At 50.3% G+C, this 21,404-nt stretch carries 21 protein-coding genes; 14 read left to right on the top strand and 7 right to left on the bottom strand.

The features are described 5' to 3' along the window. Positions 1-32: 32 nt before the first annotated feature. Positions 33-431 (bottom strand): DUF350 domain-containing protein, encoded by a 399-nt coding sequence (locus O3682_RS03985; protein WP_315038493.1) that lies wholly within the window; start codon positions 429-431, stop codon positions 33-35. A gap of 206 nt (positions 432-637) precedes the next feature. On the opposite strand from O3682_RS03985, the gene O3682_RS03980 reads away from it, so the two are divergent. Further along, complete coding sequence (locus O3682_RS03980; RefSeq protein ID WP_371508565.1) at positions 638-1,390, top strand: CPBP family glutamic-type intramembrane protease; 753 nt, start codon at positions 638-640, stop codon at positions 1,388-1,390. 73 nt (positions 1,391-1,463) lie between these two features. Here the strand turns inward: O3682_RS03980 and O3682_RS03975 are convergent, their stop codons facing one another. Then, complete coding sequence (locus O3682_RS03975; protein WP_003686176.1) at positions 1,464-1,811, bottom strand: cupin domain-containing protein; 348 nt, start codon at positions 1,809-1,811, stop codon at positions 1,464-1,466. Between the two features lie 174 nt (positions 1,812-1,985). Between O3682_RS03975 and O3682_RS03970 the strand changes: the two genes are divergently transcribed. Next, positions 1,986-2,876, top strand: a complete 891-nt coding sequence (locus tag O3682_RS03970) for a DMT family transporter (protein ID WP_371508564.1) — start codon at positions 1,986-1,988, stop codon at positions 2,874-2,876. Positions 2,877-2,894: 18 nt separating this feature from the next. After that, positions 2,895-3,251, top strand: coding sequence for a SpoIIAA family protein (locus O3682_RS03965; protein ID WP_063067994.1), 357 nt, complete (start codon positions 2,895-2,897; stop codon positions 3,249-3,251). A 155-nt stretch (positions 3,252-3,406) separates the two neighbouring features. Here O3682_RS03965 and argS read toward each other — a convergent pair whose 3' ends face one another. After that, a complete protein-coding gene (argS, locus tag O3682_RS03960; RefSeq protein ID WP_371508563.1) occupies positions 3,407-5,125 on the bottom strand; it encodes an arginine--tRNA ligase in 1,719 nt (572 codons plus the stop codon). 153 nt (positions 5,126-5,278) lie between these two features. On the opposite strand from argS, the gene O3682_RS03955 reads away from it, so the two are divergent. Continuing rightward, the gene (locus tag O3682_RS03955) at positions 5,279-5,815 is read left to right on the top strand and encodes an isochorismatase family protein (RefSeq protein WP_371508561.1); all 537 of its coding nucleotides are present in this window, start codon (positions 5,279-5,281) and stop codon (positions 5,813-5,815) included. Between the two features lie 13 nt (positions 5,816-5,828). Further along, a complete protein-coding gene (locus O3682_RS03950) occupies positions 5,829-6,329 on the top strand; it encodes a GNAT family N-acetyltransferase (RefSeq protein WP_371508559.1) in 501 nt (166 codons plus the stop codon). Between the two features lie 56 nt (positions 6,330-6,385). Here the strand turns inward: O3682_RS03950 and tehB are convergent, their stop codons facing one another. Next, positions 6,386-7,255 carry an SAM-dependent methyltransferase TehB gene (gene tehB / locus O3682_RS03945; protein WP_371508557.1) on the bottom strand — a complete coding sequence of 290 codons (870 nt, stop codon included), beginning with the start codon at positions 7,253-7,255 and terminating at the stop codon, positions 6,386-6,388. A 12-nt stretch (positions 7,256-7,267) separates the two neighbouring features. Continuing rightward, positions 7,268-7,657, bottom strand: a complete 390-nt coding sequence (locus O3682_RS03940) for a PH domain-containing protein (RefSeq protein ID WP_371508555.1) — start codon at positions 7,655-7,657, stop codon at positions 7,268-7,270. Positions 7,658-7,777: 120 nt separating this feature from the next. On the opposite strand from O3682_RS03940, the gene rnhA reads away from it, so the two are divergent. The 4 genes from rnhA to O3682_RS03920 all read left to right on the top strand — a co-directional run bounded on the left by rnhA (position 7,778) and on the right by O3682_RS03920 (position 10,202). Further along, entirely contained in the window at positions 7,778-8,215 is a 438-nt protein-coding gene (rnhA, locus tag O3682_RS03935) for a ribonuclease HI (RefSeq protein WP_371508554.1), read from the top strand. A 10-nt stretch (positions 8,216-8,225) separates the two neighbouring features. Further along, positions 8,226-8,540, top strand: coding sequence for a hypothetical protein (locus tag O3682_RS03930; RefSeq protein ID WP_070765124.1), 315 nt, complete (start codon positions 8,226-8,228; stop codon positions 8,538-8,540). Continuing rightward, positions 8,537-8,935 carry an HIT family protein gene (locus tag O3682_RS03925; protein WP_003686086.1) on the top strand — a complete coding sequence of 133 codons (399 nt, stop codon included), beginning with the start codon at positions 8,537-8,539 and terminating at the stop codon, positions 8,933-8,935. The genes O3682_RS03930 and O3682_RS03925 overlap by 4 nt, the downstream gene beginning before the upstream one ends. A 73-nt stretch (positions 8,936-9,008) precedes the next feature. Beyond that, positions 9,009-10,202 carry an LD-carboxypeptidase gene (locus tag O3682_RS03920; protein WP_371508551.1) on the top strand — a complete coding sequence of 398 codons (1,194 nt, stop codon included), beginning with the start codon at positions 9,009-9,011 and terminating at the stop codon, positions 10,200-10,202. Between the two features lie 63 nt (positions 10,203-10,265). On the opposite strand, the gene serC is transcribed toward O3682_RS03920, so the two are convergent. Next, a complete protein-coding gene (serC, locus tag O3682_RS03915) occupies positions 10,266-11,372 on the bottom strand; it encodes a phosphoserine transaminase (RefSeq protein ID WP_371508550.1) in 1,107 nt (368 codons plus the stop codon). A gap of 343 nt (positions 11,373-11,715) precedes the next feature. On the opposite strand from serC, the gene rimP reads away from it, so the two are divergent. The 5 genes from rimP (at position 11,716) to O3682_RS03890 (ending at position 20,344) form a co-directional block, all read left to right on the top strand. Further along, a complete protein-coding gene (gene rimP, locus O3682_RS03910) occupies positions 11,716-12,147 on the top strand; it encodes a ribosome maturation factor RimP (protein ID WP_003685973.1) in 432 nt (143 codons plus the stop codon). A 27-nt stretch (positions 12,148-12,174) separates the two neighbouring features. Next, entirely contained in the window at positions 12,175-13,680 is a 1,506-nt protein-coding gene (gene nusA / locus O3682_RS03905) for a transcription termination factor NusA (RefSeq protein ID WP_003678742.1), read from the top strand. 11 nt (positions 13,681-13,691) lie between these two features. After that, complete coding sequence (infB, locus tag O3682_RS03900; protein WP_371508548.1) at positions 13,692-16,586, top strand: translation initiation factor IF-2; 2,895 nt, start codon at positions 13,692-13,694, stop codon at positions 16,584-16,586. Positions 16,587-16,937: 351 nt separating this feature from the next. After that, positions 16,938-19,676 (top strand): calcium-binding protein, encoded by a 2,739-nt coding sequence (locus tag O3682_RS03895; RefSeq protein ID WP_371508547.1) that lies wholly within the window; start codon positions 16,938-16,940, stop codon positions 19,674-19,676. A gap of 110 nt (positions 19,677-19,786) precedes the next feature. Beyond that, positions 19,787-20,344 (top strand): nitroreductase family protein, encoded by a 558-nt coding sequence (locus tag O3682_RS03890; RefSeq protein ID WP_371508546.1) that lies wholly within the window; start codon positions 19,787-19,789, stop codon positions 20,342-20,344. 79 nt (positions 20,345-20,423) lie between these two features. Here O3682_RS03890 and O3682_RS03885 read toward each other — a convergent pair whose 3' ends face one another. Further along, positions 20,424-21,305, bottom strand: coding sequence for a carbohydrate kinase family protein (locus tag O3682_RS03885; protein WP_371508544.1), 882 nt, complete (start codon positions 21,303-21,305; stop codon positions 20,424-20,426). Between the last annotated feature and the right edge of the window lie 99 nt (positions 21,306-21,404).

Genomic DNA, 21,404 nt, shown 5'->3' with positions numbered 1-21,404 from the left:
CACATCTTTTGCTATCCAACCGACCATAAAAATCAAGTCAAGCAAGCCGCATTCAAAATGCCGATCGAGATGGACACTGCACCAAACAGCGCGCCGACGGCGACATTGTTGCCGATAAGTTCTGGGGTAGCGTCTTTAATCATCATTGTTGCAGCGAAATAGACAAAAATCTGAATCACTGCTGCGGCAAGTCCCCACAGGATAAAATCGATGAAGCTGACGCTGTGTGCAATGCTTGAGGCAAGCGTCAGACAGAAACCGACCAACGCGCCGCCAAACGATAAAGCGCAGGCAAGGTTGCCGTTTTTAATCAGGCGCAATTCTTCAACGGGTGTAATCCGCAGATATACGGCAGCAAAAACAACGGTCATGGCGATACCTGCCAACATGTATTGCAGGTAGAGCAGATATTGGGACAGAGAAATACTCACGATAAGATTCCTTGGTTTGCAATAAAGTGATTATGCCATATTTTTGAAGATAAACCCTTCGGAAAATATGGCATTTTTAGAAGCACTTCAGGCCGTCTGAAACGGTCTGTTTTTTAATTCATGTTTTATTGTGATAATTGTTGACGATTTTTGTATGTTTATGTAACTATTGCGCACCGCTATTTATTAGAGCAAAGAGGAGAATTATGAGCATACTCGCCGCCATCCGCCCTAAAGAGCCTTTGCGCAATCTGCGCTGGTTTGACATGCTGATTGTTACCGTTATCCTATTCGGTCAATTTGCCTACCGTTCTACCCAACTTTATATCGCCAGCCTGATGCCGCAAGTGGAAACGGCCGCTGTTGCCGAAGAGGCGCGCGATACTGCGGTAACCGGCGTGGCTTATTCGGAAAACATGAGCCTGCAGTTGACGCTGCTTGCTATTGCTCTGATTTACCTCGTTATCCGCCGTTTCGACTTCAAACAGTTGCCGATTCGCTTTAATTTAGGCGTATTGTTTTGGACCCCTGTGATTTTTATCCTGATGGGTCTGACCGCCGATGCGGTGACTTCGTTAAGCGGCGGCTACAATTACTTCACCACTGAAATTTTCCAATACATCAAACCATTATCCATCTTCGACAAATTCGCCGCCCTTGCGCCGATGGCCATCCTCTACGGCCTTTTAAACGGCTTTTACGAAGAATTCTGTTTCCTCGGCCTCTTGACCTGCGTGGAAGACAAATACAAATGGCAGGCATTGGCCTATTCGACCTTGGTGCGTGTCTCCTTCCATACTTACCAAGGTATGCTTTGGGCGACCGTTATCGGCGTTGTTTTCGGCTTGATGTACTACTTCTTCTACAAATATAAAGTCAAAAACCTGCTGCCGTTTTTCCTGATTCACGCCTTGGCAGATATCTTCGGCTCCGGCTTCATCTATTTGATTTGCGCTTAATGCCAACGGTTGACTGAATAAACAAGGCCGTCTGAAACATCTTTTTTCAGACGGCCTTTTATCCTCTATCGGTTTACTTAATCAAAGTAATTGCTACATCGGCATCTTCGGTTGCAACTGCCTCAATCACTGCATCGCCGCCAAAACGCAACACCGATCCTGCGCCGACCGTATGTTTTTCAGTTTGATTCAACGTTACGTCAAAACTTCCCTTTCCAACGGCAAAAATCAGCGTTTTAAAACCCGGATGATCGTGCGGCTTAATCTGCTCCCCTTTCTTCATGTCTTTCTTAACGACCATGTAATTTTCGCCGCTGAAAATCTTACCGTTTTCAGAAGAAACCTCTCCCAAAGGCGCGGCAGAAACGGCAACGGAAAACAAAGCGGACAGCAATACGGCAGAAATATTGGAAACTTTCATGACAAGCCTTTCTTAAAAACAGAACCCCCATTCTATAAAAAACCACTTCATTATTCAATAATAATTCTTATTTCTAATAAAAAGGCCGTCTGAAACCCAAGGATATTTTTCAGACGGCCTGATTGACCTGTATAATATTTCCTTATTAATAAAATCGCTTTACATACCCATCAAATGGAAACCGTCAGAAAAGATCCGCTCGGCTCGGCATGGATGGTTATTGCCGCGCTCGGCTTTACCGTCATGAACCTCTCCGTCAAAGCCGCCTCAACGCAATTCGGCTTTTCCAGCGGCGAGCTGGTCTTTTGGCGCATGCTGGTCTCCACCCTGTTCTTAGGCATCATGGCCAAAGCGCAAGGCAACACGTTTTCCACGCCGCATTGGAAAACCCATCTCAACCGCAGCGTCATCGGCACGCTTGCCATGATGTGCACGTTTTATTCCGTCATGCATCTGCCGCTGGCAACAGGCGTCACGCTCAACTACACGTCCTCCATCTGGCTTGCCATTTTTTCATTTTTCATTTTAAAAGAACGAATCACGCTTTATACCCAAGCCATTTTGGTTATGGGCTTTATCGGCGTTATCCTGCTGCTCAACCCATCTTTTCAAGGCGGACAGGAATTTGCCGCGCTGGTCAGTTTGGCAGGCGGCGCCATGTCAGGCTGGGCGTATTTGCAGGTGCGCGAACTCTCGCTTTTGGGCGAACCGGGCTGGCGCGTGGTGTTTTATTTGTCGCTTACCGGCCTGATTATGGGCGCAGTCTGGAGCACCATCACAGGCTGGCATCCGCTGACCGTGTCTTCCCTGCCCTATCTGGCCGGCATCGGCATCTCCGCCATGATTGCCCAACTGGCCATGACCCGCGCCTATAAGGTCGGCAAGAAATTTACCGTTGCCTCGCTTTCCTACCTAACCGTCGTTTTCTCCGCCCTATCCGGCGTACTACTTTTCGGCGATAAAATCACTTGGCAGGAAGCCGCCGGCATGGTTATCATTGTTGCAGGCGGCGTGTTCAGCAGTTTTACTCCGGCCTCAATCAAAAAATTTCTGATGAAGCAATAATTTAACAAGGAGAACACCATGATTTCCATCCGCGAACAATCTTACGGCTTAAATGTAGCGCTGTACAACGAGTTCACTTTGGACGATTTCCGCCAATTGGAAGAAGCCTTGTTGGCCGCAAAACAAAAAATCCATCTGCCCGACATCCTGCTGGATTTGTCCATGCTGAAAGACTTCACCATCGATATGGCGGTCGAGCAAATCAAATTCCTCAACCAACACGAAACCGACTTCGGCCGCGTTGCCGTCATTACCGACGACATCTGGATCAAACTCGGCGCGCGCCTTTCCAGCCTCTTGACCAACCAACATCCCAAATATTTCAGCGACGCTGCCGAAGCACAGGCTTGGTTGTTGGCAAGCAATTTGAAATAAAGACAAGGCCGTCTGAACGTATTATCTGAGCAAATTCAAAACCGCTTAGACTCAAACAACGGTATGACGACATCTGTCGAAGCATAAAAAAGGCCGTCTGAAACCTTGCAACCTGCAAAGTTTCAAACGGCCTTTCATCGTTTTTATTCAAAAACTTACATCACATCCAACACATCAATGCCCAACAATTCCAAGCCTTGTTTCAGTGTGTCGCCGGTCAGCTTCGCCAGTTGCAGACGGCTGTTGCGGGTTGCGCCTTCTGATTTCAGGATTGGGCAGGCTTCGTAGAAGCGGCTGAACAAGGTAGCGATTTGATAGAGGTAGGCGGCGAGGTAGTGCGGATACGCAGTATCTGTCACGCTTTGCAGTACGTCTTCAAATTTCAGCAGCTCGGCGGCCAGTTGCTTTTCCAAAGGTTCGGTCAAAACGGTTGGCGCGGTTGCGTCCCATTCGCCGGCTTTGCGGAACACGCTTTGTACGCGTGTGTAGGCGTATTGCAGGTAGGGGGCGGTATTGCCTTCAAACGAAAGCATAGCGTCCCAGTCGAACACATAATCGCTGGTGCGGTTTTTGCTCAAATCGGCGTATTTGACTGCGCCGATGCCGACGGTTTTGCCGATTTTACCTGCTTCGTCTGTGCCCAATTCAGGATTTTTCTCTTTTACCAAAGCAGTGGCGCGCTCGACTGCTTCGGTCAGCAGGTCAACCAGTTTTACGGTGTCGCCGCTGCGCGTTTTGAACGGTTTGCCGTCTTTGCCCATCATGGTGCCGAAGCCGATAAACTCGGCTTTTACATCTTCCGGTAGATAGCCTGCTTTGCGGGAAGTGGTGAAGAGTTGTTCGAAGTGCAGGGCTTGTCGGTGGTCGACGACGTACAGCAGACGGTCGGCATGAAGCGTGCCGACACGGTAGCGCAAACACGCCAAGTCGGTGGAAGCATAAAGGAAGCCGCCGCCTTGTTTTTGCACGATAAATGCGGCAGGTTCGCCCTCTTTGTTTTTAAACTCGTCCAAGAACACGACTTTCGCGCCGTCGTCTTCGACTGCCAAACCTTTTTCGACCAAATCATCGACCACGGGCTGCAAATCGTCGTTGTATTTAGATTCGCCCGCCACATCTTCGGGGCGCAACTTCAAGCCCAGCGTGTCGTAAACGGCTTGGGCGTGCGAGAGCGAAATATCAACAAACTGTTTCCACAATGCCAACACAGTTTCATCACCGCCTTGCAGCTTCACAACGTATTCGCGCGCGGTATCGGCAAAGGCTGGATCTTCGTCAAAGCGCACTTTGGCGGCGCGGTAAAATTGCTCCAAATCCGCCAGCTCAAACGCGGCATTGTCTTTTTGCTGCTCGACCAAATAAGCGACCAACATGCCAAACTGCGTACCCCAGTCGCCGACGTGGTTTTGGCGGATGACGGTGTTGCCCATAAATTCCAACACGCGTGAAATGCTGTCGCCGATGATGCTGGAACGCAGGTGGCCGACGTGCATTTCTTTGGCCAGATTAGGCGAAGAATAGTCAATAACGACGGTTTGCGGTTTGTCGGTTTTCGCTACGCCGAAACGCGCGTCGTTCAAGGCCGTCTGAATGTTTTGGGCGAGGAATTCAGGACGCAGGCGCAGGTTGATAAAGCCCGGGCCGGCTACTTCCGCGCTTTCAATCACGGTATTGTCCACCAATGCTTCGGCGACCTTTTGCGCCAACTCGCGCGGATTTTGTTTGGCTTTTTTCGCCGCACCCATCACGCCGTTGATTTGGAAATCGCCGAAGTCGGGATTTTTCGCCGCCTGCAATACGACGGGGCTGTCGGACAAACCGGCAGCGGCAAAGGCTGCTTGGGCTTCACGTTCGACGGTTTGGTATAAATTCATGTTGTCGGTCTCTATCAATTCAAATCAGGCGGTATTTTAAAAGAATTTCGGGCTTTAAAACAGGGCAAGCTGCAATACTTTTCTAGCGGCTTGTTATATGATTGCATTCTGATTCAACGATTTTGCTGTAAAGGCCGTCTGAAAGGAAAAGCCATGAACCCAAAAAATACGCTTTGTCTGATTGTCGATATTCAAGAACGCCTGTTGCCCGCCCTTTCCGGCGCGGACGAAATGTTGGAACGCTGCCGCCTGCTGATTCAAGGCTTGACAGCTTTGGACGTACCCTTTGCCGTAACCGAACAATATCCGAAAGGTTTGGGCAACACCGCATCCGCCGTATCGCTGCTGTTGCCCGAAGGCACGCCTGTTGTCGAAAAAACCCAATTTTCGGCGTTTTTGCCTGAAATTCAGGAAATCTTACGCAAAAACGACATTAAACACATTATTTTAGTGGGAGCGGAAACGCATATCTGTATGCTTCAGACGGCCTTGGATTTGAAGGCGCAAGGTTACGCCGTATCCCTGCCTTTTGAATGCACCGCCTCACGCACAACAGCCAACCGCGACAATGGTTTGGCGCAAATGAGCCGTCAGAGCATTATCATTTCCAATATCGAAAGTATTTTGTTCCAACTGCTCGGCGATGCCAAACATCCGGCCTTTAAGACTATCTCCAAACTGATTCAATAACAGGCCGTCTGAAATGCAATACACCATCCGCCCTGCCCTGCGCCAAGACTTGCCCGCCATCATCGATATTTACAACAGCACCGTGGCCACGCGCCAATCCACGGCCGATTTGTCGCCGACCACGGTTGCCGAACGCGAAATGTGGTTTACCGCGCACACGGACAAACGTCCGATCTACGCCCTTTACGATGCCGACGGCACCGTATTGGCATGGGGCAGTTTCAGCGATTACCATCCGCGCTACGCCTACCACATCAGCGCGGAAGTCAGCATTTATGTCCGCCACGATATGCGCGGCGCAGGCGTGGGCAAAATCCTGTTGCGGCATATGCTCGAACGCGCGCCTTCCTTAGGCATCCGCAACGTCATCGCGCTTGTGTTCGGCCACAACTATCCGAGCCTAAACCTGTTTCACCGTTTCGGTTTTGAAGAATGGGGGCGGCTGCCGCAAGTCTGCGATTTGGAAACCATGTTGGCAGATGTGGTGATTTTGGGTAAAAGGATTGTAGATTGATGACGACAAAGGCCGTCTGAAAACTGAATTCAGACGGCCTTTTTACGGCAAAACCTTTATTCCGGTTTCTTCGCCAGCATGGTGACGAATTTAAACTGAATCGGATTGCCGAATTCGTCTTTTGCGTGCATCGAGCCCAGCTCTTCCTTGTATTCCACCAACTCCCAATCCTTATAATATTCGCGCAACTCGCCCTCTCCGAACTTAAACGGGAACGGCATCGGGCAAGGGAAATCTTCCGTATCCATCGCAGACACGATCAGGTTGTAGCCGCCGGGGTTGGTGTGTTCCTTCATATTGGCAATCACGTCAGGAACGTAACGCGGCATCAGGAACATAAACACCACAGTCGCCACCATATAATCGAAGTTTTCCTGAATATTGGCGGCGTTGAGGTCGTATTCAAACGCGCGGACATTCAGTTCTTCGATACGCGCCAGCTCTTCCACGTTTTGAACCGCGTTCGGATTATTATCGACAGCGGTAACGTCAAAACCTTTCAAACCCAGATACAGCGCATTGCGACCCTGACCGCAGCCCATATCCAAAACCTTGCCGACAGGCACGATGCCTTCGGCGGCACGGACGGCCGAATGTGTCGCACTCATGCCGTATTTCTTATTGAAATAGTCCGCCGCCTCGCAATAAAACGACAGTTGGATTTCCGTGTCTTGCGTTTGCGGCGCGATAAAGTGCCATGCTTGCGGATGGATAATCCAATCATCGCTTTCAGGCGTCAGCTCGTGCGTGGCCGTAACATTGCCCGCCTCGTCCACTTCATTGAAGTTCAAACGGCCTTGGAGGACATTGAGGCAGCCCCAAGTACCGGCAGCGGTATTGTGTTTGGACAACAAAGCTTCGGGAATCTCGTCCGCCGTCCACACCGGCATCTGTTTGTAACAAAACAATTCTTGCTGTTCGCTCATCATATTTCCTTTCTATTTTGACGGTTTCAACACGGCTTCTGCCAAGGCTTTCTGAATGGCAATCACGCTCTTGTCGCTTTTAAACTGCAAGGTTTCAGTCGGCGCTTCGCCGGAAGAAACCCAAATCTTCAGCTCGGCATCCAAATCGAAATGGCCCGAGGTTTCCACCGAAAAGCGCGATACGGAACGATACGGAATCGAACGGTAAGACACTTTCTTGCCGGTCAAACCCTGCTTGTCCACCAACACCAGCCGATATTCGGTAAACACAATCAAATCGCGCACCAGGCTGAATGCCATTCTTACCTGTTCGCCATCAATCAGGATATTCGCCAAATCGCGTTCCACCGCATCGGCGTCTTTTTGCGAAGCATTGCCCAAAAGGCCGCTGAACAATCCCATATCTGCCTGCTTTCTATACGAGTGATAAAGTGCAGGGTATTTTACACGCGCAAACCGTATTTGCCGATATTTCAGACGGCCTTATGTTATGATACCGCCTTATTCGACAAAGACATGCCCATGGATAAACCCGTTTACCTCTACACAGACGGCGCATGCAAAGGCAACCCCGGCGCAGGCGGCTGGGGTGTATTTATGCGCTACGGCACACACGAAAAAGAACTGTTCGGCGGCGAAGCCGAAACCACCAACAACCGCATGGAGCTGACCGCCGTCATCGAAGGACTGAAATCCTTAAAGCGCCACTGCCAAGTCGTCATCTGCACCGACTCGCAATACGTCAAAAACGGCATGGAAAGCTGGATACACGGCTGGAAAAAAAACGGCTGGAAAACCGCCGCCAAAAAACCGGTCAAAAACGATGATTTATGGAAAGAACTGGACAATCTGGTTCAACAGCACGATGTCCGCTGGACGTGGGTCAAAGGCCACGCCGGACACCCTGAAAACGAAAAAGCCGACGAACTCGCTAATCAAGGGGCGGCAAAATTTGCATAACACTTCACCCATGACTGTACTCAAATATCTCAAACCATTCTTTTGGATTGCCATCATTGCATTGATTTGTGTGACGCCCATAGCGCTTATGTTCGCCTATTCGCCCTTTCATGATGTCAATGATTATTTTAACTTTGGATTGTGCGATCACATTGAGAGTGCCGAAGAATGTGACGACTTAATCACGCCTTCCTATTTATTTTGGTGGTTTATACCCAAACCGTGGCTTTTCGCATTCATCACGCTGACTGCTATTTACCTCATTCTAAAAATCCTGATTGAAATCATCCGATTCCTATTCAGACTGAGAAAGAAAAACCCATGACCTGCCCCATCTGCACTGCCGACAACGAAGACATTTTGCTGCAAACGCCCAATCTGCGCGTTATCGCCGTCCACAACGAAGCCGGCGCACCGGCATTCTGCCGCGTTATTTGGAATGACCATGTTTCCGAGATGACCGACCTTTCCCCTGCCGAACGCAACGAAATCATGGAAATGGTGTATCAGGTTGAAGCCGCAATGCGCCAAGTCTTCCGCCCGGCCAAAATCAATCTGGCCAGCCTCGGCAATGTTGTGCCCCACCTGCATTGGCACGTCATTGCCCGCTTTGAAAACGACGCCAACTTCCCCGCGCCGATTTGGGCCGCTCCCGTCCGCGAACACGGTATGGCCTTGCCCGAAAACTGGCCGCAACAAATCAAAAACTTAATCGCTTAAACTTTCAGACGGCCTGTAAGGTCCGACACGCCAAGTTCAGGCCGTCTGAACATATAACGAAAGGAAAACCTCAATGAACTCCACCACGCGCCGCCATTTCCTGCGTACCTGTTCTGCCGCGGTAGGCGCAGGGTTGTTGCAAGCCTGCGGCACAGGCACGACCACCACGCCGCAAACCAAAACCACTTCTACCACCGCGAAAGCCAAAACCGTGCAACCTAAGCAACCCCATCCACCACGTTCCGGCGACAACCTCCTGCGCGTTGTTGCGCCGTCAGGCTTCGCTGAAGACCCCAACCGCGTGACCACCGGCCTGACCCGCCTCTACAACGCAGGCTTTACCGTGACCAACCAACAGGCAGGCAGCCGCCGTTACCAACGCTTTGCCGGTAGCGATGCTCAACGCACCGCCGACTTCCAAGACGTTGCCAGCGGCCGTGTCGAAACGCCTAAAGTCTTGATGGGCCTGCGCGGCGGCTACGGCGCGGCACGCATCCTGCCGCAAATTGACTTTGCCTCACTCGGCGCCAGAATGCGCGAACGCGGCACATTATTCTTCGGTTTCAGCGACGTGTGCGCCGTCCAACTCGCCCTGTTGGCCAAAGGCAATATGATGAGCTTTGCAGGCCCGATGGTGTACAGCGAATTCGGCAAAGCTGACCCCAGCGTCTTTACCATGGATTCGTTCATCCGCGGCACGACCAACAATGTCAATATCGTTGATGTTCCGACTATCCAACGCGCCGATGTCAACGTCGAAGGCACATTGTGGGGCGGCAACCTCAGCGTTCTCGCCTCCCTCGCCGGTACGCCTTACATGCCCGATATTCAAGGCGGCATCCTCTTTATCGAAGATGTCAGCGAGCAACCCTACCGCATCGAGCGTATGCTCAATACGCTTTATCTGTCAGGTGTTTTGCAAAAACAACGCGCCATCATCTTCGGCGATTTTCGCATGGGCACCATCCGCGACGTGTACGACTCCAGCTACGACTTCTCCGCCGTCGTCAACCACATTTCGCGCACCGCCAAGATTCCTGTGTTGACCGGCTTCCCATTCGGCCACATCACCAACAAAACCACTTTCCCGTTGGGTGCTCATGCCAAAGTCCGCAGTACCGGCAACGGCGGTTATTCCGTAACCTTCAGCGGCTACCCTACGCTGAACCCGTCCGCGCTGACGCTCAACAACCTGCTGCCGCCTCCTGTTCCGACTTACGACAGCACTATCTACCGCGACAGCATCACTGAAGAAGTTACCGAATAAGGCTTGTTCAAATCAAAAGGCCGTCTGAAACCCAGTTTCAGACGGCCTTTTTATATCTTCATCTTAACCGTAACGCCGTTGAAAATCTTTCATAAAGTCGGCCAACGCGTTCACACCTTCAAGCGGCATCGCATTGTAAATGCTGGCACGCATACCGCCGACGGTTTTATAGCCTTTGAGCAGGCACAAGCCCTGCAACTCGGCTTCCAACACAAAGCGACGATCCAAGTCTTCGCTTGCGGTTTTGAAGACCACATTCATTTTGGAGCGTGCATCAGGATGGATATCGTTGATGTAAAAACCGCCGCTACCGTCTATCGTCTCATACAAGGTTTGCGCCTTCATTCGATTGACCGCTTCAATTTTTTTCACACCGCCCTGCGTTTGCAGCCAGCGGAACACCAAACCCGACATATAAATCGCATAGGTGGACGGCGTGTTGTACATACCGTCGCGGTTGATGTGAGAGCGGTAGTTGAACACATCGGGAATATCGTTCGGACAACGCTCCAGCAAATCCTCGCGGATAATGACCACGGTCGCACCGGCGGGGCCGATATTTTTTTGCGCGCCGGCATAAATCAAGCCGTAATCGGATACATTAAACTCACGCGACAAAATCTCGCTCGACATATCGCACACCAACGGTGGCAGGCCGTCTGAAAGTTTGGGGACGTTTTGATATTGCAAGCCGTTTACGGTTTCATTAATCGCAAAATGAACAAACGCAGAATTCGGGTTGACATCCCAATCCTCAACCGCAGGCAGGTTTTTATAGGCATATTGCTCGCCGCCATGCGCGGCCAAACGGATTTCGGCATTACTCAAACGGCTCATCTGTTCATAGGCAATACGGCTCCAGTTGCCCGTTACCACCGCGTCGGCAGTCGTAAAACCGTGAGCCAAATTCATGGCCACCATATTGAATTGCGTGGTCGCGCCGCCTTGTAAAAATAGAATTTTATAGTTGGAAGGAATATTCAAAAGCTGGCGCAAGTCTTGTTCGGCATGATGCAGAATGCTCAAAAACATATCCGAACGGTGGCTCATCGCCATCACGGGGAAACCCGTACCGTTGTAGTCGAGCATTTCCTGTTGCGCGGTACGCAATACCGCTTCCGGCAATACGGCAGGACCTGCGGAAAAATTGTAAATCGGGTGTGCGGACATGGCGGCCTTCTTTCTTATTCGGTGGGTATGAAGAAATTGTAGAACCGCCTTGCACATTGTGCAAGCACGAAAAATCAGGAAATACAAGGCCGTCTGAAAACAAAGCAATACCAATTCTTTGTTTTCCAAAATAATTTCAGAAACACCATATCAAAACTTGTCAACAATTTCCTTTTCAGACGGCCTCGACCCTACCCTTTACATTTAAGCAATCACTTCAAAAAATCCACGCCAAATCAACACTTTTCTTTTATCTTGAAAACAGTTATAATAGGCCAATTTTTCAAATCACACGAAAAATGGCCGCGCGGCCATTTTTTTGTTTATGTACTTCTGGAGAAGCATGGATATTCAAAGCATTCTTGATAAAACCCTGCCCGGCTTGGGTTACGAGCTGGTCGATTTCGAACTGACCGCACAAGGCGATTTGCGCGTTTTCATCGATAAAGAAGGCGGCATCACCGTCGAAGACTGCGCTACTGTCAGCAACCATCTGAGCCGCGTGTTTATGGTTGAAGACATCGACTACAAACGTTTGGAAATCTCCAGCCCTGGCCTTGACCGTCCGTTGAAAAAAGCCGCCGACTTCGTGCGTTTTGCCGGCCAGAACGCCAAAATCAAAACACGCCTGCCGATTGATGGTCAGAAAAACTTCATCGGCCGCATCGAATCTTGCGAAAACGACATCGTTACCGTCTCTTTCGATGGCAAAACTGCCCAAATCGAATTGAGCAACATCGACAAAGCTCGTTTGCGCCCCGAATTTAAATTTTAAAAACCGATTACTTGGAGATTCTAGAAAATGAGTCGCGAAATGTTACAGCTGGCCGAAGCGCTGGCAAGTGAAAAAAATGTTGAAACGGAAGTCGTATTCAAAGCCCTTGAATTCGCCCTCTCTACTGCTGCCAAGAAAAAAGCCGACCGCGAGCACATGGACGTGCGCGTCGAAATCGACCGCGATACCGGCGAATACCAAACCTTCCGCCGCTGGCTGATTGTTGCCGATGAAGACTACACCTACCCCGACGTAGAAAAAACCATCGAGGAAATCCAAGAAGAAATTCCCGGCACCACCATCCAAATCGGCGAATACTACGAAGAGCAGCTGCCAAACGAAGGCTTCGGCCGTCAAGCAGCGCAAACCGCCAAACAAATCATCCTGCAACGCATCCGCGATGCCGAGCGCGAGCAAAACCTGAACGAGTTCCTCGCTTCTAAAGAAGACATCGTTTCCGGTACGGTAAAACGCGTCGAGCGCCACGGCATCATCGTTGAAGTCGTCGCGGGCAAACTTGACGCACTGATTCCGCGCGAAGAAATGATTCCGCGCGAAAACTTCCGCAGTGGCGACCGCATCCGCGCCCTCTTCCTGCGTGTGGACGAAATCGGCAATACCGGCCGCAAACAAGTCATTTTGAGCCGTACCAGCGGCGACTTCTTGGCCAAACTCTACGCCAACGAAGTGCCTGAAATTGCAGACGGCCTATTGGAAATCCGCGAAGTAGCACGCGATCCAGGCCAACGCGCCAAAGTTGCCGTTAAAGCCAACGACCAACGCATCGACCCGCAAGGTACTTGTATCGGCGTGCGCGGTTCCCGTGTTAACGCTGTGAGCAACGAATTGTCCGGCGAACGCATCGACATCGTATTGTGGTCCCCTGAGCCTGCCCAATTCGTAATGAATGCACTGTCTCCTGCCGAAGTGAGCCGCATCGTAATTGACGAAGACAAACACGCCGTTGACGTGATTGTTGATGAAAACCAACTGGCGCTGGCCATCGGCCGCGGCGGTCAAAACGTCCGCCTGGCTTCCATCCTGACCGGCTGGCAGCTGAACATCATGACCGTTGAAGAAGCCGACGAGCGTAATGCCGCCGAAGATGCCGTTATCCGCAACCTCTTCACCACCCACTTGAACATCGACGACGAAACCGCCGATATCTTGGTGGAAGAAGGCTTTGCCACATTGGAAGAAGTTGCTTACGTTCCAGCGGCAGAATTGCTCTCGATTGACGGCTTTGACGAAGAAATCGTTGAAACCCTGCGCAATCGCGCACGCGATGCGATCCTGACCATTACCATCGCTGCAGAAGAAAAACTGGGGGAAGTGTCTGAAGACATGCGCAATTTGGACGGCGTAGATTCCGATATGTTGCGCAAACTGGCCGAAGCCGGCGTTACCCAACGCGACGATCTGGCCGAATTGTCTGTTGACGAATTGGTCGAAATTACCGGTGTTGACGAAGAAGAAGCCAAAAAAGTGATTTTGGCTGCACGCGAACACTGGTTTACTGAAGAAAACAACTAAGGGGGTACTGAATGAGTAATACAACCGTAGCGCAATTTGCCGCCGAACTAAACCGCCCCGTCGATGATTTGCTTAAACAATTGAAAGAAGCCGGGGTCAATAAAAACAGCGGTAATGACAGCATAACCACTGACGACAAACAACTGTTGACTGCTTACCTGCAAAAGAAAAACGGCAGCAACAGTGGCACCATCAGCATCCGCCGCAAAAAAACCGAAGTCAGCACCGTTGACGGCGTAAAAGTGGAAACACGCCGCCGCAGCCGTGCCGTTACCATTCCTTCTTCCGAAGAGTTGGCAGCGGAAGCCAAAGCCAAAGTAGCAGCGGAAAACCAAAAAGCCGAAGCAGAAAAAGCAGCCGCCCAAGCTGCCGAAGAAAAAGCCAAAGCTGAAGCAGAAGCTGCCGCAAAAGCCGAAGCCCGCGCCAAAGCAGAGGCCGAAGCAGCCAGACTGAAAGCTGCCAAAGCCGCACCAAAAGCGGAAGGCAAACCTGCCGAAGCTAAAAAAGAAGAAGCCAAACCGGTTGAAGCTGTAGAAGCCAAGACCGAAGTAAAAGTTGAAGCTAAAGCAGACAACAAGCCGTCTGAAAAATCCGTTGAAGCTGAAAAACCAGCCGAAGCCAAAAAACCTGCCAAAGCCAAACAAGACAAAGGCGGCAAAGGCAAAGAAGCGAAAAAGGCAGCCAAACCTGCCGCTCCTGCCGTACCGCAACCTGTCGTCAGCGTGGAAGAACAGGCTCAACGCGATGAAGAAGCCCGTCGTGCCGCTGCCCTGCGTGCGCATCAAGAAGCCTTGTTGAAAGAAAAACAAGAGCGTCAAGCGCGCCGTGAAGCCATGAAACAACAGGCCGATCAAGACTCAAAACCTGCTAAAGAAGCCAAATCAGGCGAACGCAACAAACCTGCCGAGAAAGCAAAAGCGGCATCCGGCGAAGGCAAATCCGAACACAACGCGCGCGGTAAAAAAGAAGACCGTCGTGACCGTGATGAAGACACTCAAGGCCGCAATACTAAAGGCAAAGGCGGCAAAGGTGGTCGCGACCGCAACAATGCACGCAATGGCGACGACGAGCGCGTACGCGGCGGCAAAAAAGGTAAAAAACTCAAACTTGAGCCAAACCAACACGCCTTCCAAGCGCCGACCGAACCTGTCGTACACGAAGTTTTGGTACCTGAAACCATTACCGTTGCCGACTTGGCACACAAAATGGCCGTTAAAGGCGTCGAAGTGGTTAAAGCCCTGATGAAAATGGGCATGATGGTAACCATCAACCAATCTATCGACCAAGACACTGCCCTGATTGTGGTCGAAGAACTCGGCCACATCGGTAAACCTGCCGCCGCCGACGATCCTGAAGCATTCTTGGATGAAGGCGTTGAAGCAGGAGAAGCCGAAGCATTGCCACGTCCTCCGGTTGTGACCGTAATGGGTCACGTTGACCACGGTAAAACTTCCCTGCTGGACTACATCCGCCGTGCCAAAGTGGTACAAGGCGAAGCGGGTGGCATTACCCAACACATCGGTGCATACCACGTTGAAACCCCTCGCGGCGTGATTACCTTCTTGGATACTCCGGGTCACGAAGCGTTTACTGCCATGCGTGCGCGCGGTGCGAAAGCAACCGATATCGTGATTCTTGTGGTTGCAGCCGACGACGGCGTGATGCCGCAAACCATCGAGGCGATTGCCCACGCCAAAGCCGCGGGCGTACCGATGGTGGTTGCCGTCAACAAAATCGATAAAGAAGCTGCCAACCCAGAGCGTATCCGCCAAGAGCTGACTGCGCACGAAGTCGTGCCTGACGAATGGGGCGGCGATGTACAGTTCATCGATGTTTCCGCTAAAAAAGGCCTGAACATCGATGCATTGCTCGAAGCCGTCTTGCTCGAAGCCGAAGTTTTGGAACTGACTGCTCCAGTCGATGCACCTGCCAAAGGTATCATCGTTGAGGCTCGCTTGGACAAAGGCCGCGGCGCGGTTGCCACCCTCTTGGTACAAAGCGGTACGCTGAAAAAAGGCGATATGCTGCTGGCCGGTACTGCATTCGGTAAAATCCGTGCGATGGTTGACGAAAACGGCAAAGCCATCAATGAAGCCGGCCCATCTATCCCTGTCGAAATCCTCGGCTTGTCCGACGTTCCGAACGCAGGCGAAGATGCAATGGTATTGGCCGACGAGAAAAAAGCGCGCGAAATCGCCCTCTTCCGTCAAGGCAAATACCGCGACGTGCGCTTGGCCAAACAACAGGCCGCGAAACTGGAAAACATGTTCAACAACATGGGCGAAAACCAAGCCCAATCCTTGTCCGTCATCATCAAAGCAGACGTACAAGGTTCTTACGAAGCTTTGGCGGGCAGCCTGAAAAAACTGTCCACCGACGAAGTGAAAGTGAACGTGTTGCACAGCGGTGTTGGCGGTATTACCGAATCTGATGTCAACTTGGCCATCGCTTCCGGCGCATTCATCATCGGCTTTAACGTCCGTGCAGATGCTTCCGCACGCAAACTGGCTGAGAATGAAAACGTGGAAATCCGTTACTATAACATCATTTACGATGCCATCGACGACGTGAAAGCCGCCATGAGCGGTATGCTCTCTCCGGAAGAGAAAGAGCAAGTAACCGGTACGGTCGAAATCCGTCAGGTTATTTCCGTTTCCAAAGTCGGCAATATTGCAGGCTGTATGGTTACCGACGGTGTGGTCAAACGCGATTCCCACGTCCGCCTCATCCGCAACAACGTGGTTATCCATACCGGTGAGCTGTCTTCTTTGAAACGCTACAAAGACGACGTCAAAGAAGTCCGCATGGGCTTCGAATGTGGTCTGATGCTCAAAGGCTACAACGAGATTATGGAAGGCGACCAACTCGAATGTTTCGACATCGTCGAAGTTGCCCGTACTCTGTAATCAGACAGGCCGTCTGAAAAATCAGAAGCAGGTTTTGCAATGCGAAACCTGCTTCTGATTTTTCAGACGGCCTTTTTACAACCATTCATAGTTTGAAACTATGAAAATTGATGTGTGGTATATAAGAAACAAAACAACCGCACAAGGCAAAGCCATTTGGCAAAAGAATAGACGGCAAACTAAGCCTGATAAGGCTCTCTACATATTGTCATATCTTAACGTTTCTGTTGTTTTTATCAAATTTCGGCACTAGTATATACAGCCTAAACACAATACAAATTAAGCAATACCGGCCATATGCCGGATACGTTTACTTCCTTGTTACTCTCATCAATATCTAAAGAAAATATCATGACAATCGAAAAAGCAATGCGCATCCGCAATGCGCAATTTGAATTACGACATTTAGAGCAATTGCAGCCGTCCCCCCTTGCACAAGCAACAACAGGCACATCGGGAGATGACGTTTATTATGTAACCCGCAGTGACGATAAAATCATTGAAAACCCAAATGGTGGCGATGATACGGTTTACAGCAACGTCAGCTATACCCTTCCAAACCACGTTGAAAACCTTGTTTTGACCGGTATAGCCAACATCTTCGGCGCAGGCAACAACAGCAACAACATCCTCATCGGCAATGAAGGCAGCAACCGCCTCAACAGCGGCCGCGGCGACGACATCGTTTACGGCGGTGGTGGCAACGATTTCATCAACGGCGGCGAAGGCAACGACCGTCTTTTCGGCGAAACAGGCAATGACACCCTCAACGGCGAAGCAGGCAACGATGTGCTTGAAGGTGGCGAAGGTGACGACACCTATCTTTTCTCTGCCAAAAGCGAGCAAGACACCATCATCGACAATCAAGGCCATAATAGCATCCGCTTTCATACCGACCTAAGCCTTAACGATTTGACCGTTGAAGCCCGAAACAACGAAACCGGCGGTCAAGACTGGCTGATCGCCGTGAAAAACAGCAACGCCGTTTTAACCATCAAAAACCAATACACTCAAAACGGTACAACACCGGCAGTCTCCCAATTCATCATCGGCACACAAAAACTGGATGTAAACAGCTTTGCCAAATATTTCGATATTTCCCTGACTGAACATACCGAAAACGGCAAGACCATAGATGGCAGCGACGGCAATGACCATCTTATCGGCACATCCGGCGATGATATTATCGACGGAAAAGCCGGTGCCGACATTATGGAAGGCGGAGACGGCAATGACACTTACTACGTTGATGATGTAAAAGATGTGGTGATTGAACAGGCTGGCGGTGGCGAAGATACCGTATTCAGCAGCATTTCCCACACCGCCGCTACCCACGTCGAAAATGTTACCTTGACCGGCTCGGCCAATATTTTTGCCGCCGGCAACAACAGCAATAACATTCTGACCGGTAACGAAGGTCGCAACCGCCTCAATAGCGGACGCGGTGATGATACCGTTTACGGCATGGGTGGCAACGACAACCTCAACGGCGGCGACGGCAACGATTATCTGGATGGCGGCGACGGCAACGATGTCATCAACGGTGATGCAGGCGACGACATTTTGGTGGGTGGCAACGGCAAAGACATTCTGAAAGGCGGCGCCGGAAACGATACCTATATCTACGGCGACAACGATACCATTATCGACAACCAAGGCATCAATACCCTCAAGTTTTCAGACGGCCTGAACAATGCCAAGTTCAACCTGAAGACCATTCATAACGACGATGACAGCCAAAGCTGGGAAATTACTTCGGAACAAGGTTCAGCCCTGATTCAAAACCAAATCGGCGCGGATGGCAGCATTTCCATCGACCGTTTCCAGTTCAACGACCAAACCTACACTGCCGCACAGTTCCAACAAACCTTCCAAGCACTGAAAGCCGAAGCCATTAAATTTGTCGGCACAAACGGCGACGACATCTTGCATGGCAATGCAGGTAACAATGAAATTGACGGCGGCAATGACGGCCAAGACACCCTCTATGGCCATGACGGCGATGACATTTTGCGCGAACACAGCGAAACCTATTACGGCAACGAACCTGCTTCCGACGATAAACTCTACGGCAGCAATGGTAACGACAAACTTTATGCCCATGTAGGTGCAGACTTACTCGACGGCGGTGCAGGCAATGATTATCTGGAAGGCGGCGAACACAACGACACCTATGTTTTCGGAAAAGGTTACGGTCACGACACCATTTTCGACTACAACTTCGGTTTCGACAGCGAGGCCGGCCTGCACACGCTCAACGCCAACGTCGTGAAATTTATCGGCGGCATTACCCTTGACGACCTTGAAATTACCGTTGAAAAAAGTTACGACAAAACCGGGATTGCCGACATGCCCGACAGCAACCAATTTGTATCACCTCCCCTGTTGGATGGCGATACTTGGCATATCCGCATTAAAGGCACGGACGATGTTTTAACCATCAAAAACCAAAGCGGTATTTATGGTGCGATTTCAGAATTCCAGTTTGACGGCAATACCTCATACAGCACGGGCGAGCTAATCAACCACTTCAAACTGTCTATCCCGCACATGATCGGTAACACAAACATCGTCCAATACACCAGCCAACCTGTTGAAGAACTCAACCGTGATGTGTACAACAACTTCAACCACACCATCCATGCCGACAGCGACAACAGCGATTTAGATTTGTCGCATTACACTTCTGTTGTCGAATACAGGGGCAATCGCAGCGATGAAACCATTACTTTGGGCCGAGGCATCAACATCGTTGATACAGCCGGCGGCAACGATACCATTACCGACCCGGGTGCCGAAAACACCGTTATCATGTTTGGCAGAAACAGCGGCAACGACACCTTCAATCCGTATGGTGGCAGTGATACCCAAGTCCTTTTCAAAGAAGGGCTGACGCTGAAAGATTTACAGTTGAAAACCGGCGATGATTGGGTCTTAACCATCAAAGATACAGGCGACACCCTGACCATCCATGACATTGCCAACAATAATGTCGACAGCTTTGTATTCGGAAACGGTAAGAGCTACACCGCCGACGAAATCAGCAAAGCACTGATGACTGAAAATACACAAAACAACGGTATCCTGTAAAACTCAAAGGCCGTCTGAAACCTTAATTCAGACGGCCTTAGTCCTTTGCTGATTTATTTATCGTTCTGCTATATAATTGTTCTCATTCGAATTCACAAGAAAGAATAAAAATGGATGCCTTAAATCTCCTCACCACGCGTCGCTCTTCCAAAAAACTGACTGCTCCGGCACCCAATGCCGAGCAACTGGAACAAATGCTGCAAGCGGCAACACAAGTACCTGATCACGGCAATATGCGCCCTTTCCGCTTTACCGTTATTCAAAGCGAAGCCGGTTTACAACGTTTCCGTGAGCTTTTGAGCAAGACCGTTACCGAACTCAACTTCGGCGATGACGCCATGAAAAAAGCCGAACGTGTCGGCAACATGGCGCCTATGATTATTGGCGTTACATTTGCGCCAAACCGTGAAGTGGCGAAACCCAAACCTGAATGGGAGCAAATGCTGACTGCAGGCTGCGCCGCCTATGCTTTACAACTGGCTGCTTCTACTCAAGGCTTCGACAATGTTTGGATTACGGGCATGTGGGTCAACAGCCCATTGTTGCGTGAAGCATTTGAGTGTGCCGACAAAGACAAAATCATCGGCCTGATGATGATTGGTTCGCCGACCGAAGAAGGAAGCGGCCCAAAAAATACCAACTTAGAATGTTTTACAACTTATTGGTAAAGCCTGAAAATACTAAGGCCGTCTGAAAAACCTGATCTAATGGTTTTCAGACGGCCTTTTTATGTCTCTTGTCAAAATATCAAGCAGGATTCATAAACGCTTCAACTTCTTCCAAAGAAATATCCGCCGTCGCGCCATGACGTGAAGCCACCAATGCACCCAGCGCACAAGCAAAAGCAATGGCTTCTTGAGGAGGCGCATTATTGAGCAGCTTGTAAGTCAAACCACCAAGAAAGCTGTCGCCGGAGCCAACAGTATCCACCACTTTGACGCGGAAACCGCAATGACGGTACAACTCGCCGTCCTTATACAAAACCGCGCCATGACTACCCAAAGTCACACACAAGATTTTGACACCTGTCAGCTTAACAAGGTAGCTGATATTTTGTTCGATACTGTGATAAGGAGAACCGTAAGCCGCAGCCAACTCATACAGCTCATCATCATTGAGTTTGACCATATCGGACTGTTTCATGGTCTCCAACAAGCGGTCAATATCGTAATGAGGCTTACGCAGATTAACGTCAAAAATTTTGAATTTGGCTTCTTTCAGCAAAACCGCCAAGCTTTTACGCGAAACTTCATCGCGGGTTGCCAAGCTGCCAAAAACGAAAGCATCTGATTCTGCCACACGTTTGATTGCCGCATCATCAACCGCAATCCTGTCCCACGCGCAAGGATAAACAATCTCATAAGACGCACTGCCAGACTTGTCCAAGTGTACTTTCACCAAACTGGTCGCACATTCGTGACAAACCTGCAAATAATCAGTATTGACGTTTTTACTTTGAATTTGACGTAGTAATTCTTCGCCATCGGCATCATCGCCGCGACGACTGATGATGGCAGCATCGATACCCAAAGACTGCAAACGGACAGCAACATTTAGGGGTGCACCACCCAATACCTTTCCGTTTGGAAAATCGTCCCACAGCACTTCGCCGAAACTGGTTACTTTCATTCTTGGCCTTCCTTTTTTGAGGTTGATTGGCAGGGTCTGCACACCCGACAGATTTTTGCAAATCATGTACTTGTAGTAAAACTCCAGCATCGGGGGCAA

Source organism: Neisseria sp. 27098_8_112, from assembly GCF_041433235.1.
Classification (GTDB): Bacteria; Pseudomonadota; Gammaproteobacteria; order Burkholderiales; family Neisseriaceae; genus Neisseria.
This window is presented reverse-complemented; position numbering and strand designations above follow the sequence as displayed.

Coding starts and splice junctions, on each gene's coding strand:
- O3682_RS03980 (WP_371508565.1), top strand. CDS start 638: ATGAGCATACTCGCCGCCATCCGCCCTAAAGAGCCTTTGCGCAATCTG.
- O3682_RS03975 (WP_003686176.1), bottom strand. CDS start 1,811: ATGAAAGTTTCCAATATTTCTGCCGTATTGCTGTCCGCTTTGTTTTCC.
- O3682_RS03970 (WP_371508564.1), top strand. CDS start 1,986: ATGGAAACCGTCAGAAAAGATCCGCTCGGCTCGGCATGGATGGTTATT.
- O3682_RS03965 (WP_063067994.1), top strand. CDS start 2,895: ATGATTTCCATCCGCGAACAATCTTACGGCTTAAATGTAGCGCTGTAC.
- argS (WP_371508563.1), bottom strand. CDS start 5,125: ATGAATTTATACCAAACCGTCGAACGTGAAGCCCAAGCAGCCTTTGCC.
- O3682_RS03955 (WP_371508561.1), top strand. CDS start 5,279: ATGAACCCAAAAAATACGCTTTGTCTGATTGTCGATATTCAAGAACGC.
- O3682_RS03950 (WP_371508559.1), top strand. CDS start 5,829: ATGCAATACACCATCCGCCCTGCCCTGCGCCAAGACTTGCCCGCCATC.
- tehB (WP_371508557.1), bottom strand. CDS start 7,255: ATGAGCGAACAGCAAGAATTGTTTTGTTACAAACAGATGCCGGTGTGG.
- O3682_RS03940 (WP_371508555.1), bottom strand. CDS start 7,657: ATGGGATTGTTCAGCGGCCTTTTGGGCAATGCTTCGCAAAAAGACGCC.
- rnhA (WP_371508554.1), top strand. CDS start 7,778: ATGGATAAACCCGTTTACCTCTACACAGACGGCGCATGCAAAGGCAAC.
- O3682_RS03930 (WP_070765124.1), top strand. CDS start 8,226: ATGACTGTACTCAAATATCTCAAACCATTCTTTTGGATTGCCATCATT.
- O3682_RS03925 (WP_003686086.1), top strand. CDS start 8,537: ATGACCTGCCCCATCTGCACTGCCGACAACGAAGACATTTTGCTGCAA.
- O3682_RS03920 (WP_371508551.1), top strand. CDS start 9,009: ATGAACTCCACCACGCGCCGCCATTTCCTGCGTACCTGTTCTGCCGCG.
- serC (WP_371508550.1), bottom strand. CDS start 11,372: ATGTCCGCACACCCGATTTACAATTTTTCCGCAGGTCCTGCCGTATTG.
- rimP (WP_003685973.1), top strand. CDS start 11,716: ATGGATATTCAAAGCATTCTTGATAAAACCCTGCCCGGCTTGGGTTAC.
- nusA (WP_003678742.1), top strand. CDS start 12,175: ATGAGTCGCGAAATGTTACAGCTGGCCGAAGCGCTGGCAAGTGAAAAA.
- infB (WP_371508548.1), top strand. CDS start 13,692: ATGAGTAATACAACCGTAGCGCAATTTGCCGCCGAACTAAACCGCCCC.
- O3682_RS03895 (WP_371508547.1), top strand. CDS start 16,938: ATGACAATCGAAAAAGCAATGCGCATCCGCAATGCGCAATTTGAATTA.
- O3682_RS03890 (WP_371508546.1), top strand. CDS start 19,787: ATGGATGCCTTAAATCTCCTCACCACGCGTCGCTCTTCCAAAAAACTG.
- O3682_RS03885 (WP_371508544.1), bottom strand. CDS start 21,305: ATGAAAGTAACCAGTTTCGGCGAAGTGCTGTGGGACGATTTTCCAAAC.